The following is a 16615-nucleotide window of genomic DNA, read 5'->3' as shown; positions in this document are numbered from 1 at the left end:
ATGAGCAAGGTCATTCTTCCAGCCGCTTCCGGCGGCACTGAAACCTTCACCTTTTCGGGCAATGCGGCGCCTGTCGATACCGGTGCCTGGAACCGCAAGGTGTTTGCGGCGGCCCATGTGGTTGTCTATCCGTTTGCCGACAACAATCCCTGGCAGGATTGCAATGTCGACTGGGACACGACGATGGCATTCCGCCGCCACCTGTGGTCGCTCGGCTTCGGCGTTGCCGAGGCCATGGATACCGCCCAGCGCGGCATGGGCATGGATTGGCCGACCTCGCTGGAGCTGATCCAGCGTTCGGTTTCCGAAGCGAAGGCGGACGGTCATTCGATCGCTTGCGGCGCGGGCACCGATCATCTCGATCCCGCCGACGCGAAGACGGTCGACGATGTGATCGCGGCCTACGAGATGCAGTGCGAAGCGGTGGAAGCGACCGGCGGTCAGGTGATCCTGATGGCTTCGCGCGCGCTCTGCAAGGTTGCGAAAAGCGCGGATGATTACGCCCGCGTCTATGGCCGCATTCTGTCCGGCCTGAAACAGCCGGCCGTGCTGCACTGGCTCGGCGAGATGTTCGACCCGGCACTTGAGGGCTACTGGGCAAGCAGCGACCACATGACCGCGATGGACACCTGCCTCGAGATCATCGAGGCAAATGCCGCCAAGGTCGACGGCATCAAGATCTCGCTTCTCTCGGCGGACAAGGAAATCGCCATGCGCCGCCGCTTGCCGGATGGCGTCAAGATGTATACCGGCGACGACTTCAACTACCCGGAGCTGATTGAAGGCGATGAACAGGGCTACAGCCACGCGCTTCTCGGCATCTTCGACCCGATCGCGCCAGTTGCCGCAACCGGGCTTGCAGCCCTTGCCAAGGGCGACATGGAGCGTTTCAACGCCGTGATGGCGCCGACCGTTCCGCTGTCGCGCCACATCTTCAAGGCTCCGACCCGCTACTACAAGACCGGCGTCGTGTTTCTCGCCTATCTGATGGGCCATCAGGACCATTTCATCATGCTTGGCGGCCAGCAGAGCGCGCGTTCGGCGCAGCATCTGGCTCACGTGGTGCGCCTTGCCGATGCCGCCGGTCTGTTCGCCGATGCCGAAATGGCGGCTGTCCGCACGGCCCGCGTGATGGCGACACACGGTATCGGGGTCTAGGCGGCATGGCGGCGATCACACCCGAAAGGCTGTCGCTCAACACGGCCACCACCCGCGCCCAGTGGAAGCTGGATCAGGCGATCGAGGGCTGCGCCCGCCACGGCTTCGGCGGGATCGCGCCCTGGCGCGATCAGTTGCAGGCGCTTGGTCCTGAAAAGGCAGCGCGTCAGATCCGGGAAGCCGGGCTAGCCGTCTCGGGCCTTTGCCGCGGCGGCTGGTTCACCGCGGAAGGCGCGCTGACGCAGAATGTGCTCGACGACAATCGCCGCGCCGTTGACGAGGCCGTCACCATCGGGGCTGAATGCCTCGTCATGGTCGTTGGCGGCCTTGCGCCGGGTTCGCGCGATCTCGAAAGCGCCCGTGCAATGATCGAGGAAGGTCTCGCGAAGACCCTCGACTATGCCCGCACTGTCGACATGAAGATCGCCATCGAGCCGCTGCATCCGATGTATGCGGCGGACCGGGCGGCGGTGAACACCATGCGCCAGGCGCTCGATATCTGCGACCGTCTCGGCGATGGCATCGGCGTTGCAGCCGACGTCTATCACATCTGGTGGGACCCGGAGGTCAGGGACCAAATTGCCCGCGCCGGAAAGAAACGCCTGATGGCGTTCCACCTCTGCGACTGGCTGGTGCCGACCACCGACATGCTGAACGATCGCGGCATGATGGGCGACGGCGTCATCGACATTGCCGGCCTGCGCGGCGCCGTGGAAGCGGAGGGCTTTTCTGGGCTCAACGAGGTCGAGATATTCTCTCAGGAGAACTGGTGGAAGCGCGATCCGGACGAGGTGATGCGCGTCATCATCGAGCGGGCGGGAAGCGTCTGCTGAAAGACCCGGGCGGCATTCGCCCGGACGAATGGAAGATTGCCTGCGGCGCGGGCAGGTGGCTGCGGTGAGGAGAAACGCGAGAGGAGTGTTTCTCTGATCCGGCCGGAAACTGCGCAGCGCAAGCACTTGACAGGAGGTCATGTGCTCGTAACCTACTATTTAGTAGTCAAGGGAGGAGACTATCATGTCCATGTTTTCGAAACTGGCCGTTTCCGCGGCCACATTCGCCATCATCGCCACCGGCGCGGCATCGGCCGAAACCTGGCAGCCGGATCGCCCGATCAACATCATCGTGCCGTGGTCTGCCGGCGGCTCGACCGACCAGGTGACCCGCGTCGTCGCGCCGATCCTGGCCGAGGCACTCGACACCGAAGTCGTTGTCGTCAATCAGCCCGGCGCCTCCGGCTCGATCGGCACCAAGGCGGCGATGGATGCGCCGCATGACGGCTATACCTGGACCGCTAACGCGATTGCCAACAACGCGACCTACGCGGTTTCGGGCCTGCTCGAAGAGAGCAATATCGACGACTATCGCATCTATCTCCATGTCGCCAACGCGCCGCTGATCTCGGTCAACGCCGATTCGCCTTACAAGGATTTCGGTGAACTTCTGGAAGCGATGAAGACCGGCAATGTCACGGTCGGCACGGCAGGCGTCACCTCTTCCGGCGGCACGGCGCTTGCAACGCTGAACGATGCGGTCGGCGGCAACATGACCGCGCGCATGGTGGCCTATGACGGCGGCAATCCTGCCGTCATCGCAGCCGCTTCCGGCGAGGTCGACATGACCACTCAGCTCGCCGTCGAACAGACGGAAATGATCAAGGCCGGAAGGCTTCGCCCGCTGGCAGTGCTTTCGGATACGCCGCTCGAAATCGAAGGCATCGATCCGATTCCGCCGGTAACGGAATGGCTCGATATCGAGGTCGCGCCTGATTATTTCGGCGTCTTCATTCCGAAGGGTGCGCCGCAGGAAGTCTATGACACGGTCGACCAGGTCTGGGCTGACAAGGTGATGAACTCCGAGGAGCTGAAGTCGTATGCGCTCCAGCGCGGGGCAAGCTTTGCACCGAGCTACGGCGACGAAGCCCGCGCCCGCGCCATTCCGGTGGCAACGAACGAAGCCTGCGCCATGAAAGCGCGCGGCGAAGCCGTCAAGGATCCGTCCGAAGTCGGCCTGACCTGCAAGGAATAAGGGACTGGCTGGCCGGCACGTTTTGAAGCGTGCCGGCCGCCGGCTTTCTTCGTGGCGAAGCGTGCTGAATGAATGCTGCCGTGGATCTTGCCCCCAACTTTCTCTCCCCTCCGGGGCGAGAATTTGGGGGGCTGTGCGGCGCGTTTCCGGCTCCTTCGGAAGGGAGCCGGAACCACGTCCTGAAAATGCGGCAAGGCCATTCCTGCGCCGTGACATGACACACCAAACCGGGGCGGCGGCATAGTCGCCGTCCCATCCAATCACCTCGGAGGCAGCATGTTGAAGTTGCGATCTCTCGATCTTGTGGTCACGACGATCCTTCTGGCGGTGGGTATTGCCCAGTTCGTCGGCGGCTACACGATGGACCGTCTTGAGGTTCGTCACATCCATCCGGCCAGTATTCCCGGTCTGCTGCCGATGTTTCTGGGCTTTGCGATCACGCTTGTCGCAATCTTCCAGCTCTACGGTCTGTATCAGGCGCGTCTCGGCGCGGATGACAACCGGCCTTCGGGCGCGATCGATCGCACGGAACTCGGGCGCCTTCTCGGCCTGATCGCTCTCTGCGCGGTCTATGCCCTGTTCCTCGTCGGGCGTATCCATTTCTGGGTGGCGAGCAGCCTGTTCGTCGCCTGCTTCATCATGATTTTCGAACTTCACCGGGACATGACGCGGCGCGCGATGGCGATTACCACCGCCCGCGCGGTGATCATCGCCGTCGTTTTCGGCGGCGCGATATCCTACCTCTTTGAAGACCTGTTTCTGGTGCGCCTGCCATGACCACCGTTCTCGATGCACTCGGCTCCGCCTTTGCCAATCTCACCACGCCGGTCATGCTCTTTAATGTCGCATGGGCGACGCTGCTCGGCATCTTCGTCGGCGCGCTGCCGGGGCTGACGGCCACCATGGGCGTGGCGCTTCTGACCACGCTGACCTATTCGCTCGATCGCGACGCCGCCATTCTGGTGCTGATCTGCATGTATGTCGGTGCAATCTATGGCGGGTCGCGCAGCGCCATCCTGCTCAACATCCCGGGAACGCCCGCAAGCGCCGCAACGGCGCTCGACGGGTTTCCTCTCGTCCGCAAGGGCAAGGGCAGCCTCGCCATGGCGATCGCGACGCTCGGCTCGATGCTCGGCACGCTTGTCGGGATCGCCATGCTGATCCTGATCGCCCCGCCGCTTGCGGAAGCGGCCTTCGGCTTCGGATCCTACGAGTTCTTCTGGCTGGCGCTCTTCGGCATCATCATTTCCGGTCAGCTGACTCATGGCGGCGAACCGCTGAAGGGCTACATGGCCGGCCTGATCGGGCTTTCGATCGCCATGATCGGCTCGGAAGGCATTCATTCCTACGTGCGCTTCAACTTCGACATCCAGCAGATGAATGGCGGGATCGACCTTATCCCGGCCATGGTCGGCGCCTTCGGCTTTGCAGAGGTGCTGTTTGCGATGACCATGCCGGCCGCCCAGATGGCCAACGAGAAATCGGTCAAGGCGCCAGTCTCGGAACTGCTGTCCTCGGTCTGGCGCTACAAGCGCACCGTGCTCGAATCCGGCATTATCGGGACGCTGGTGGGCATCATTCCGGGCGTCGGCGAGGATATCGGCGCCTGGGGCTCCTATGCGGCGGCCAAGCGTCACTCCAAGGAGCGTGATGAATTCGGCAAGGGCAGCCAGGAGGGGTTGATTGCAGCAGAAACCGGCAACTCCGCCGTCGTTCCCGGCTCGCTGATCCCGACGCTGACGCTCGGCATTCCGGGCTCTGCTTCCGCCGCCGTCCTGATTGCAGCCCTTTTCCTCCACGGCGTGCGCCCCGGCCCGATGATCATGTTCGATCAGCCGGAGATGATCTATACCATCGCCGTGATGCTGATCCTGGCTACCATTGCCATGGGCGTGTTCGGCATGGCGCTGACGCCGCTGTTCGTGCGGGTGCTGAAGGTGCCGCGCACGATCCTGATGCCGATGGTGTTCACGCTCTGCGTCATCGGCCCATACGCGTTGTCGCAGCGCATCTTCGATATCTGGGTCATGTTCGCCTTCGGCGTTGTCGGCTATGTGCTGCGCCGGCTCAACTATCCGATGGCGCCGCTGGTGCTGGGCATCATCCTCGGCAGCCTGCTCGACAAGAGCCTGCGTCGTGGTCTGATCCTTTCCAACGGCGATGTCTCCGCCTTCTTCACACGGCCGGTTTCCGCAGCCTTTGCCGTTGTGATCGCCCTGGTGATCCTGTTTTCGATCCCGCCGGTGCGCAGGCTATTCCAGTTCAGACGGCCGAATGCTAACAGAGATGGCACGTCCACAAACGGGGAGTAGACATGGCGAAAGGGGCAGCAGTGAAACCGAGACGGGGCATCCGCGATGCCGAAGCATCGCGCGCCGCCATCCTTCAGGCTGCTCTCGATGAGTTCTCCTCCGTCGGCTATGACGGTGCGCGGGTGGATCGCATCGCCGAACAGGCGGGGCTTTCGAAGCCGCTTCTCTACGATTATTTCGGCGACAAGGACGAGCTGTACAAGGCCGCGCTGCGCGAGGCCTATGTGCAGATCCGCGCGGGCGAGGAGGAGCTGGCGCTTGATGCGCTGACGCCCGAAGAGGCGATTGCGGCGCTGGTGATGTTCACCATGACCCACTTCCGCACCAAACCATGGTTCATCACCATGCTGAACACCGAAAACCTCCGTCAGGGCTCCTCTGTCGGCGCGATCGGGGACAGGCGCGAGATCCAGTCCAAGCTTCTGGTGAAGCTTTCCGACGTCTTGAAGCGCGGTGCAGAGGAGGGCGTATTTCAACGCCGGGCGGAGCCGGTCGAGGTCTATCTCCTGATCGCATCGCTCTGCTATTTCCCGGTTTCCAATCGCTACACGCTTGCCGAAGTCTTCGGCTTCGAGGCGACCGAAGAGGCGCTGAACGCCCATGCCCGCCGCGCGACGGAAGCCGTCGTCGGTTGGCTCAAGCAAAAGGGATAGGCGACATGCGCCTCACCTGTTGCACCGAACTTCTGCATCGCGAGGGTTTTGCATTCGAGGATCAGTGCCGGTTTGCAAAGGCCGTCGGCTACCAGGCGCTCGAACTGGCCGTGGAATGCCTGCCCGGCAACCCGATGACGGTGTCGATGGCCGAGATCCACAAGCTGCGCGAGATCGCGCGCTGGAACGGTCTCGAGATTGCAGGTCTGCACTGGCTGCTTTCCGATGCTCCGTCGCTTTCAATCACCGATCCGTCCCGCAGCCGTGAAACCGAGGTCTATTTGCTGCGGCTTGTCGAGATCTGCGCCGAGCTTGGCGGGCGCGTTCTGGTGCATGGCTCGCCCAGACAAAGAGCGCCGCTTGCCGGCATGAGCGCGCAGGACACCCTGGTGCATGTCGCAGCGCTGTTCCGCAATGTGGCGGACGCTGCGGCAAGGCACGGTCTCGTCTATGCCATTGAGCCGCTTTCGTCAGACCAGACGCCCTTCATAAACACGCTCGATGAGGCTCAGGAACTGGTCGACATGATCGGCTCCGATCATTTCCGCACCATGCTGGACTGCTCGTCGGCCGCGCTTGCCGAAGAAGACAGCGTGCCGGACCTTGCGCGGCGATGGCTGCCGACCGGCCGCATCGCCCATGTCCATCTCAACGACAGCAATCGCGGCGCGCCGGGCACCGGGCATGATGATTTTTCGGCCATCATCGCCGCCATCGTCGAGACCGGCTATGACGGCGATCTCTCTGTCGAGCCGTTCACCACATGCGTGAACGCGCAGACGACGCTTGCGATTGCCGCCGCCACCGTCAAGGCCCATCTGCAGACCTTCGAAAGGGGGACGCCGTGAGAGCAATGCCCGTCACGCTGGAGAGGATCTCGTTTCGCCTGAGCCCGGTGCAATTCCGTCTTCCGTTCCACTTCGGCAATACGGTGGTCACGCAAACGGATCAGGCGTTCGTGACGCTGTCGATCCTTGTGGATGGAGCGCGCGTGGAGGGGCGCTCGGCGCAGCTTCTGGTGCCGCGCTGGTTCGACAAGCGCGCAAGCCGTAGCAATGCCGAAACGGTCGCCGATCTGAAGCTTTCCGTGGAATGCGCGCTCGCGTCGGCGCAGGCGATCTCCGGCGAGACGATAGCGGCAGCCACCACCCGCATGCGCCGGGAGGTCGAGGCCGCCATGCCGGAGGGAACGCCGCGTCTTGCCGCCCATTTCGGCCCGGCACTTGTCGAGATGGCGCTGATCGATGCGCTCTGCTTTGCAAGCGGCCTGAATTTTCCGCAGGCTGCCCGGCAGGATCTGTTCGGCGTCTGCGAACTGGAAGCCTTCGATATCGCGCCCGAAGCCATTGCCAAGGCGCTTTCGGCGCTTGCACCGCAACCCGCCATCGCCCCGCGTCAGACCGTCGGCTTCGATGCCCCGCTCTATCGCAGCGACGTCTCTGACGGCACGCCGGATGACGGTCAGCCGGTGAGCCTTGAGGCAATCATCAACGCCACCGGCATTTCGGCCTTCAAGATCAAGCTGAAGGGCGATCCGGACGCCGATATCGAACGGCTGTCCCGCATAGCCGGTCTGATCCGGCCGATGGAAGGCTACCGCGTGACGCTCGACGCCAACGAGCAGTACCAGCCAGACAGGTTCGCTACCTTTCTCGAGCGATTGCATACGGAACGTGAGCTTGCCTCCCTCCGCGCCGCCATCGCCTTCATCGAACAGCCCTTTGCCCGCGAATCCGCGCTGACCATGGAGATTGCGCCTGAACTGTCCCGTCTGCCGCTGATCATCGACGAGAGCGACGACCATGACGGCGCCTTCGCGACAGCGCGCGCGCATGGCTGGGCCGGCACTTCGATCAAGAGCTGCAAGGGCGTCCTGCGCGCGCTGCTCAACTATGCCCGTGTATCCGCAGGCAGAGAGCGCGGGGAAAATCTCTTCATTTCCGCGGAAGACCTCACCTGCCAGCCGGGGCTCTGCTGGCAGCAGGATACGCTGATGGCGGCAACGCTTGGCTGCCGCGATATCGAGCGCAACGGCCACCATTTCGGCGGCGGCCTTCAGGGCTATGACGATCTCGAAAAGGCGCGCCTCCTTGCCGCCCATCCCGAAATCTATCGCAAGACAGAAGGCCGCATCGGCCTCAGGATCGAGGACGGAACCGTGGCGATCGGCTCTCTGTTCAGGCCGGGCTTTGCGCGCTGACATGACGTAAGGTCCTAGCCCGATGACGGTCGCTTGCGTTCCAGCGCGACGGCGTCGCTATCCTTCAGGACGCCGGTCCACGGCCAAAAAAATCGGCTTGCTGACACCCATCGGTCTATGCATATTGCACGCGCGTGCACAAAGGAGATTGGCGTGTCGGACCTGATGGATCAGCGCTTTGCGTTTCTGGAAAAAGTCATACGCTCTGCGGGCCGTCTGGTGAAGCAGGGATATGATGCGCGCACCGCCAACACCCATGCAATGAAGGGCCCGCAGGATTTCCTCACCGAAACGGATCTCGCTTCGGAGGCGCATATCCGCAGCGCCATCGCCGAGGCGTTTCCCGACGACTCCTTCTTCGGCGAGGAGGGCGGCGGCAGCGTCGAGGGCAATGTGTGGGTGGTGGACCCGATCGATGGAACCGCCAATTTCACCCGCGGCGTCGATCATTTCTGTATTTCCATCGGCTTTGTTGCAGACGGCGTTCCGGAAATGGGCGCGATCTACAATCCTGTCACGGAGGCTTTTTATTGCGCCCGGCGCGGGCAGGGGGCGACGCTGAACGGCCGCAAGCTCGGCGTTTCGAACACCGCCGCATTCAGCGCCGCGTCCATCGAGCTTGGCTGGTCGCCCCGGATTTCCAACGAGCGCTATCTGCATGCGCTTTCCGAGCTTCTGCGGATCGGCAGCAATGTGCGCCGGCTCGGCTCCGGCGCCATGGCGCTTGCCCATGTTGCCGATGGCCGGTCGGACGCGTATGTGGAGCTGCATATGAATTCCTGGGACTGCGTGCCGGGACTGCTGATTGTCAGCGAGGCGGGCGGGGCCGTCTGTCCTTATCTGGCGCTCGGCGATTTGCGCGCGGGCGGCCCGGTTTTGGCAGCAACGCCCGCACTGGCTGAAGGTATCAGCAAGGCTGTCGGCATTCCGCTTCGCGCAGATCTTCTTTGAAGCGTGGCTTTCGTCCGCCGGTCTTGAAAACAATGTCTCGCGGTCGCGCCAGAGGCGACGGCGCAGGGAGTTTATCGATGGATGCGTTTCGGTTCGCGGTGATCGCGGATGCCCATTTTCACGATATCGAAGCCGATTACGGCTTTGCCGGTCTCGTTCTCGATGGCGGCCGGCTTGCGCTGCGCAGTTTTGCCGAAACTCGTATCTCGACCCGCGTCTTCAACGAAAGCCACCGCGCTCTGCATGTCGCGCTGGATCAGGTTTTGGCGCGCGGCATCCGTCATGTCGTTCTGCTCGGCGATTACAGCGATGATGGCCAGCGCATCACCATGGTAGGGCTGCGCACGATCCTGCTTCGCTATGAGCGCGTTCATGGCATTCGGTTCTGGGCGCTGCCGGGCAATCACGACATCTTTGCACTCGAGGGCAGGCACCAGACAAAGGAGTTCATCGGCGCGGACGGCGCCCGGGTCACGGTCTCGAGCGATCCCGATCACGCCCGCCACGTGGCGGGGCTGCACTGCGCAGGCTACCCTGAAGGCCTGACGCCGATGGCCAAATTCGGCTATTTCCGGCGTCCCGACGATCTGCACTGGGAAACGCCGTTCGGCCTTTCCGACCGCGCGGAGGATCGCGTTTATGAGGTCGTGTCTCCGAACGGAGAAACGCGTCATCGGCTGATGGATGCGAGCTATCTCGTTGAGCCCGTGCCCGGCGTCTGGTTCATGATGATCGATGCCAATGTGTTCGCCCCGCTCGATCACCCCGCCTCCCGCGCGGATGCCTTTGAAGACAGCACGGCTGCCGGATGGAACGGCATGATGCAGCACAAGCCGTTCATCTTCGCGTGGATTGCGGATGTTCAGGAGCGCGCGCGCCGGGCGGGCAAGAAACTGCTGATGTTTTCGCATTATCCCGTGCTCGACCCGTTCGACGATCATGGGCGCGGAGAGGCGCGCCTGTTCGGCGCCAAGAGCTTCGCCCGCCGCATACCGCAGCCGGATGTAGGCGAGCGGCTTCTCTCGGCCGGCGGCGGCATTCATTTTAGCGGTCATCTTCACGTCCACAGCACCACCACGCATGACAAGGGCGAAAGCAGCCTCGTCAACATTGCAGTGCCGTCTCTGGTCGCCTTTCCGGCGGCCTGGAAGGAGGTGTCGCTTGGCGCAGAAGAGATCGTGCCTTGCGATCGGCCGCTCGGCGATATCGCCTGCGATCCGCGCATAGCGGCGGCCTATCGGCTGGAAAACCGTGGCGGCGAAGATCACCCCTGCTTCAGTGCCGGCAGCTACGGCGCTTTCCTGAAAGCCCATATGCGCGGGCTCGTTTCGGATCGGTTCATCGCGCGCGACTGGCCGGAACAGATGGCTGACCTTCCCGGACGGATCACATGCGGCGAAGCCTGTGCCGTGGCGGGCGTTACGCCCCCGTCCGCTCTCGCGGCGCTCCCGTTCTTCGAGATTGTCTGCGACTGGTACATGCTGCGCAATGGCGGCGCGATGGCCAGGGCGGAGATCGAGCCCACACGGCTTGCGTTCTACGACGCGCTGACGCTCAGCCCCGCCGCCATCAGTGACGAGGCGACATTCCTCAACACCTTTTTCGCCATGCTCGGCCATTACGCCCGGCAGGCACGGAAACCTGCCATATCGCACGCGCTTCAGGGAGCCGGACTTTCGGCGGCTGAGTGAAGATTTCTGTCCTGACTGCTTCCGGCGGCGCTGAACGCCCGCCTGCGGGCGGCAGCGTTCGTCAGCCGCCGCGGATCGACGAGCGCCAGACGAGATCGGCATGCAAGGTGACCGACGGATCGGCAAGCGCCACCTGTTGCGTCACGCCGAGCCAGTCGACGGCGCAATCGGCGATCGCGTCGACGGGCTGGGAAAAAGTGGTGAGATCATAGGACCCCCATCCGGCCTGCTCGATATTGTCGAAGCCGGCGACGGAGAGCTGGTCCGGGATGGAGAGCGAGAACTGCTGGCGCGCCGCGTCCATGAAGCCGCAGGCAATCAGATCATTGGCGCAGAACACGCCGTCGGGCCGGTCTGCGCGGGTAAGCAGCCGCTGGGCGAGCATGCGCCCGGTGCTGTAGGACGTGTTGCCGTAGCGCTCGACGATCACCTCGATGCCTTCCGCCTCGGCCGCCTTTATGAAGCCGGTTTCGCGCGCCATCAGGCTCGGCGTCATTGCAGCGGAATTGGCAAAGGCAAGCCGGCGGCAGCCTGCGCGCAGGAACGCCGTCAGGATCCGCCGGGCGGCCTCGTCATTGTCGAAACTGATGCGGAACGGCCCTTCCTGATCGTCGTCGCGGTTGATGAGGACCAGCCGCAATCCGTTCTTCAGGCAGAGCTTGACGATCGACTTGTCCGGCAGGCCCGAGAGGATGATCGAGGCATCGGCGCGATAGCTGATCGCCTGGCGCAGTGCCGCGTCCACGCTGCCGTCCGAGCGGTCGGTATTGACCAGCATCGCGATCTTGCCCGCATCCTGCAATTTCTGGGTCATGGCGCTGACGAGCGCCGAACGGTAGGGCGTGGCGACCTCGGAGGCGATCAGGCAGACGATGCCGCTCTCATTGCGCATCAGCCCGCGCGCCAGATGGTTGACATGGTAGCCAAGCTCTTCGGCGGCAGCCAAGACTTTACGGCGGGTTTCGGCAGAAACGCTGGCGCCGGGGGTGAAGGTGCGGGAGACGGCCGAGCGGGAAACGCCGGCGCGACGCGCGACTTCCTGCGCGCTCACAAATTCTTTTTCGGCCATATTTCCCCCTCAACCTCCTCATTCTGCTTTGGAATGCACTGTTGTGCAACCGGCGGTTCGTGAATTTTTTGTGACAGATCGTTGACAGTGCAATATCGGTCATGCACCCTCTGCACACGCTTGCAAAGCGAACGGCGTGGAGGCGCCGGCAAAAGAGGAGGAAATCATGGGTTCAGTACGTTTGGCCGCAGCCGCCCTGGCTGCGACGGTTACCGGCATGGGATATTCGGCCCAGGCTGCGGAAAGCCTCAATCTGATCTGCTCGGCAGATGTCGTGATCTGCGAAATGATGACAAACCGGTTTGAAAAGGAAACCGGAATCGATGTGAACATGGTGCGGCTGTCTTCCGGCGAGGCCTATGCCAAGATCAGGGCAGAATCGCGCAATCCGAAGACGGATATCTGGTGGGCCGGCACGGGCGATCCCCATCTGCAGGCCGCGTCGGAAGGTCTGACCGAAGCCTATGAATCGCCGATGCTCCCGGAGCTCAATGACTGGGCGGTGGCGCAGGCCAAGAGCGCCGACTACCGCACCGTCGGCGTCTATGCCGGCGCGCTCGGCTGGGGTTACAACACCGATATCTTCGCGAAGAAGGGGCTTTCCGAGCCCAAATGCTGGGCCGATCTGACGGATGAAAGCTACAAGGGCGAAATCCAGATCGCAAACCCGAACTCGTCGGGCACCGCCTATACCGCCCTTGCCACGCTGGTGCAGCTGATGGGCGAGGACGAGGCTTTCGCGTACCTCGCAAATCTCAACAAGAACGTCTCGCAATATACCAAGTCAGGCTCTGCGCCGGTGAAGTCGGCAGCGCGCGGCGAGACCGGTCTCGGCATCGTGTTCATGCATGATGCTGTTGCCCAGACCGTCGAAGGCTTCCCGGTGAAGGTCGTGGCCCCATGCGAAGGCACCGGCTACGAGATCGGCTCGATGTCGATCGTCAAGGGCGCGCGCAACATGGACAGCGCCAAGACATGGTATGACTGGGCGCTGACGGCCGACGTTCAGTCGTCGATGAAGGACGCCAAATCCTTCCAGCTTCCCTCCAACAAGAACGCCCAGGTGCCGGAGGAAGCGCCCAAATTCGAGGACATCAAGCTCATCGATTATGACTTCGTCATCTATGGTGATCCGGAAAAGCGCAAGGCGCTGCTGGAGCGCTGGGACAAGGAAATCGGCGCCAACGCCAATTGACGAGCCTTCGGCGCATCGCATGCGCGGTGCGCCGGAATTGTCTTCGCATACGCTCCGGGCAGGATGATGACCCCACAAAATCGCAGACTGGATATCATTCTGGCTGCCGCGGTTCTAAGCTTCGTGCTGCTGCCGTGGTACCGGGTGGAAGGCGGCTTCTTCGCCTTTGAATGGCTCACCGGCTATTACGGCGATGCCGACCTCGCCCCCGGCATCGTGCAGGTCTTCGGCTTTGACCGGATCTGGCTCGCCGTACCGATGCTGCTGCTTCTGTCAAGCCTTTCCGCCCGGCTCATGCCGCTCGGCGAGGCCCGGGGGAGGTTGCTCGTCTGGTGCGGGGCGGTGGGTGTCGCCTATCTTGCCGTCGAGGGGCTTTCGATCGGCTATATGGGCTGGAACTGGAGCGTCCTTGAACGCCTGATGCCGGAGGTGGACGGCCAGCTTGCCATGGGCGGCGGCGCCATCGTTCTGGGCATCGCCTTCGTGCTGATCTTTTCGATGGGGCTTGCCGAGCGCGGCGTGATGAAGGGCGATGCCTTCATCGTCTCGTCGATCAGCATGCTGGTGTTTCTGGTCGCGATCTTCGTGTTCTATCCGATCGGGTCGATGTTCGTCGGCGCGTTCCAGGATTTTGATGGCTCGTTCCAGCCGGACGGCTTCATCAACAACATGCAGGATCCCTCGATCTGGAGCCTCGACTGCCTGATCGGCGGTGCCCGCTGCGGCGTTGCCTGGCGCACCCTGTTTCTCGCGATCATGACCGCCGCCGGGTCCACGCTGCTGGGCCTCGCCTTCGCGCTGGTCGCGACAAGGACGCGCTTTCCCTTCAAGAAGGGGCTGCGGCTCCTCACCATCCTGCCGATCATCACCCCGCCCTTCGTCGTCGGCCTCGCGCTGACGCTGCTGCTCGGTCGCTCCGGCGTCGTGACCCAGATGATGGCCGACGTGTTCGGCGTCGAGCCCGGACGCTGGCTTTACGGATTGACCGGCATCTGGATTGCGCAGGTGCTGTCGTTCACCCCGATTTCCTTCCTCGTTCTGATCGGCGTCGTCGAAGGCGTCAGCCCGTCGATGGAGGAGGCGTCGCAGACGCTGCGCGCCGGGCGCTGGCGCACCTTCCTCAAGGTATCGCTGCCGCTGATGAAGCCCGGCCTCGCCAACGCCTTCCTGATCGGCTTCATCGAGAGCATGGCCGATTTCGGAAATCCGCTGGTGCTTGGCGGCAGCCATGGGGTGCTGTCGACCGAAATCTTCTTCGCCGTGGTCGGCGCCCAGAACGATCCTTCGCGCGCCGCCGTTCTCGCCATGATCCTGCTATGTTTCACCCTTTCCGCCTTCCTGATCCAGCGCCTCTGGCTTTCCGGCCGCAATTACGCGACCGTCACGGGCAAGGGCGATTCCGGGGCCCATATCGCGCTGCCGAAAGGGCTTTCGATCGCCGTCCATGCGGTCGTGATCCCCTGGGCGGTGTTCACGCTGGTGGTTTACGCCATGATCCTGTTCGGCGGGTTCGTGAAGATCTGGGGGCTCGATAACAGCCTTACGCTTGAACACTATATTCGCGCCTTTTCGATCTCCTTCCGCGATGGCGGGATCGCCTGGACGGGCGTTGCCTGGAATTCCTTCTGGACCACGATGGAGATTGCGCTGATCGCCGCGCCGCTGACGGCCGCCGTCGGGCTTCTGACGGCCTATATCATCGTGCGTCAGAAATTTGCCGGGCGAGGACTTTTCGAGTTCGCGCTGATGATGAGCTTTGCCATTCCAGGCACGGTCATCGGCATCAGCTACATCATGGCCTTCAACCTGCCGCCGCTGGAAATGACCGGCACGGCGCTGATCCTGATCACCTGCTTCGTGTTCCGCAACATGCCGGTTGGCGTGCGCGGGGGCGTGGCGGCGATGACGCAGCTCGACCAGAGCCTGGACGAGGCGTCCCTGACGCTGAGGTCCAGCAGTTTCCGCACCATCCGCAAGGTCATCCTGCCGCTGTTGCGGCCGGCAATCACTGCGGCCCTGGTCTATTCCTTCGTGCGGGCCATTACCTCGATCAGCGCCGTCATCTTCCTCGTCAGTGCCGAATACAACATGGCGACGTCCTATATCGTCGGGCTTGTCGAAAACGGCGAATATGGCATTGCAATCGCCTATTCCTCGGCCCTGATCGTGGTGATGGTCACCATTATCGGCGGGTTCCAGCTTCTGGTCGGCGAACGGAAGCTCAGGCGGGAAAACCGTATCGGCGGCAAGGCCGGACGCGCGAAAATCAATCAGGAGCAGACAGCATGAACCGCGACAAGACCGGCTCCGTCGTCTTCGAGAATGTGAAGAAGATGTTCGGATCCTTCACAGCCATTCCCGATCTTTCGATCGAGATCGAGCCCGGAACGCTGGTGACACTGCTCGGTCCCTCCGGCTGCGGCAAGACAACGACGCTGCGGATGCTGGCGGGCCTCGAACACCCGACCGAAGGGCGCATCCTGATCGGCGGCAAGGATGTCACCATGCTGCCCGCCAATGAGCGGGACGTGTCGATGGTGTTCCAGTCCTATGCCCTGTTTCCGCATATGAGCGTGCTCGACAATGTCGCCTACGGGCTCGAAGCGTCGGGTCTCAAGAAGCGCGAGGCGCGCGAACGGGCCGAGGAGGGCATGGCGCTGGTCGGGCTTCATGATTACGGCGCGCGCCTGCCGGCCGAGCTTTCCGGCGGTCAGCAGCAACGTGTGGCGGTTGCCCGCGCGCTGGTTCTGGAGCCGCAGGTGCTGTTGCTGGATGAACCGCTCTCTAATCTCGACGCGCGCCTGCGCCGCAAGGTGCGCACCGATATCCGCGATCTCCAGCAGCGTCTGGGCTTCACCGCGGTCTACGTCACCCATGATCAGGACGAAGCGCTTGCCGTGTCGGACCGCATTATCGTGATGCAGCAGGGCCGGATCGCGCAGGAGGGGCCGCCGCGCGAGCTCTACGAAAATCCCGCCTCCTCCTTCATCGCAGACTTCATGGGCGAGGCGAACGTGGTCGCCTGCGAAATCGTGGCGATCAATGGCGACATGGCGCAGGTCACCCTCGGTGATACCGAACATTCCGTGCCTGCGCGCAATGCCAGGGAAGGGGCGGCAAAGCTCGCCATCCGCCCCAATGCGATCAACATCAGGCCCGGCACAGAAGGCGGGATCAAGGGCAAGGTCCTGCATGCGGCCTATCTCGGCGATCACATCGAATATGAAATCGACAGCGAGATCGGCTCCCTGTTCGTGGTGGACGCTGCGGAAAGCCAGCCCCTGCCGGCGGGCAGCGATGTCGTTCTGTCGCTTGCCCGGCGCGGCGTCGCGCTGATTGCAGACAGCTGAGGGAGCAT

At 62.9% G+C, this 16615-nt stretch carries 14 protein-coding genes; 13 read left to right on the top strand and 1 reads right to left on the bottom strand.

The genetic code is table 11. The features are described 5' to 3' along the window. The 10 genes from HPQ62_RS14815 (at position 1) to HPQ62_RS14770 (ending at position 10993) form a co-directional block, all read left to right on the top strand. Positions 1-1158 carry a dihydrodipicolinate synthase family protein gene (locus tag HPQ62_RS14815; RefSeq protein WP_174803348.1) on the top strand — a complete coding sequence of 386 codons (1158 nt, stop codon included), beginning with the start codon at positions 1-3 and terminating at the stop codon, positions 1156-1158. A 14-nt stretch (positions 1159-1172) separates the two neighbouring features. Beyond that, a complete protein-coding gene (locus HPQ62_RS14810) occupies positions 1173-1991 on the top strand; it encodes a sugar phosphate isomerase/epimerase family protein (RefSeq protein WP_425312636.1) in 819 nt (272 codons plus the stop codon). Positions 1992-2175: 184 nt separating this feature from the next. Then, on the top strand, positions 2176-3186 hold the full coding sequence (locus HPQ62_RS14805; RefSeq protein WP_174803346.1) for a Bug family tripartite tricarboxylate transporter substrate binding protein: 1011 nt from the start codon (positions 2176-2178) through the stop codon (positions 3184-3186). 276 nt (positions 3187-3462) lie between these two features. Next, on the top strand, positions 3463-3963 hold the full coding sequence (locus HPQ62_RS14800; RefSeq protein ID WP_174803345.1) for a tripartite tricarboxylate transporter TctB family protein: 501 nt from the start codon (positions 3463-3465) through the stop codon (positions 3961-3963). Beyond that, complete coding sequence (locus HPQ62_RS14795) at positions 3960-5498, top strand: tripartite tricarboxylate transporter permease (protein WP_174803344.1); 1539 nt, start codon at positions 3960-3962, stop codon at positions 5496-5498. Before HPQ62_RS14800 ends, HPQ62_RS14795 begins: the two co-directional genes overlap by 4 nt. 2 nt (positions 5499-5500) lie before the next feature. Next, positions 5501-6151: a TetR/AcrR family transcriptional regulator gene (locus tag HPQ62_RS14790; protein ID WP_174803343.1), complete on the top strand. Its 651-nt coding sequence runs from the start codon at positions 5501-5503 to the stop codon at positions 6149-6151. 5 nt (positions 6152-6156) lie between these two features. Further along, positions 6157-6999 carry a sugar phosphate isomerase/epimerase family protein gene (locus HPQ62_RS14785; RefSeq protein ID WP_174803342.1) on the top strand — a complete coding sequence of 281 codons (843 nt, stop codon included), beginning with the start codon at positions 6157-6159 and terminating at the stop codon, positions 6997-6999. Then, the gene (locus tag HPQ62_RS14780) at positions 6996-8351 is read left to right on the top strand and encodes an enolase-like domain-containing protein (protein ID WP_174803341.1); all 1356 of its coding nucleotides are present in this window, start codon (positions 6996-6998) and stop codon (positions 8349-8351) included. Before HPQ62_RS14785 ends, HPQ62_RS14780 begins: the two co-directional genes overlap by 4 nt. A 117-nt stretch (positions 8352-8468) precedes the next feature. Continuing rightward, the gene (locus tag HPQ62_RS14775; RefSeq protein WP_425312632.1) at positions 8469-9302 is read left to right on the top strand and encodes an inositol monophosphatase family protein; all 834 of its coding nucleotides are present in this window, start codon (positions 8469-8471) and stop codon (positions 9300-9302) included. Positions 9303-9379: 77 nt separating this feature from the next. Further along, positions 9380-10993 carry a metallophosphoesterase family protein gene (locus tag HPQ62_RS14770; protein ID WP_174803340.1) on the top strand — a complete coding sequence of 538 codons (1614 nt, stop codon included), beginning with the start codon at positions 9380-9382 and terminating at the stop codon, positions 10991-10993. Positions 10994-11054: 61 nt separating this feature from the next. Here HPQ62_RS14770 and HPQ62_RS14765 read toward each other — a convergent pair whose 3' ends face one another. Next, on the bottom strand, positions 11055-12062 hold the full coding sequence (locus HPQ62_RS14765; RefSeq protein ID WP_174803339.1) for a LacI family DNA-binding transcriptional regulator: 1008 nt from the start codon (positions 12060-12062) through the stop codon (positions 11055-11057). 166 nt (positions 12063-12228) lie between these two features. Here HPQ62_RS14765 and HPQ62_RS14760 point away from each other — a divergent pair, with 166 nt between their 5' ends. From HPQ62_RS14760 to HPQ62_RS14750, 3 genes are all read left to right on the top strand, one after another. Beyond that, the gene (locus tag HPQ62_RS14760; protein WP_174803338.1) at positions 12229-13257 is read left to right on the top strand and encodes an ABC transporter substrate-binding protein; all 1029 of its coding nucleotides are present in this window, start codon (positions 12229-12231) and stop codon (positions 13255-13257) included. 66 nt (positions 13258-13323) lie between these two features. After that, positions 13324-15546, top strand: coding sequence for an ABC transporter permease (locus tag HPQ62_RS14755; protein ID WP_174803337.1), 2223 nt, complete (start codon positions 13324-13326; stop codon positions 15544-15546). After that, positions 15543-16607 (top strand): ABC transporter ATP-binding protein, encoded by a 1065-nt coding sequence (locus tag HPQ62_RS14750; protein WP_174803336.1) that lies wholly within the window; start codon positions 15543-15545, stop codon positions 16605-16607. The genes HPQ62_RS14755 and HPQ62_RS14750 overlap by 4 nt, the downstream gene beginning before the upstream one ends. Positions 16608-16615: the final 8 nt, after the last annotated feature.

Origin of the sequence: Martelella limonii (assembly GCF_013344475.1) — a bacterium.
Taxonomy (GTDB): domain Bacteria; phylum Pseudomonadota; class Alphaproteobacteria; order Rhizobiales; family Rhizobiaceae; genus Martelella; species Martelella limonii.
The sequence above is the reverse complement of the archived record's forward strand: the minus strand, read 5'-3'. Positions and strand labels throughout refer to the sequence as shown.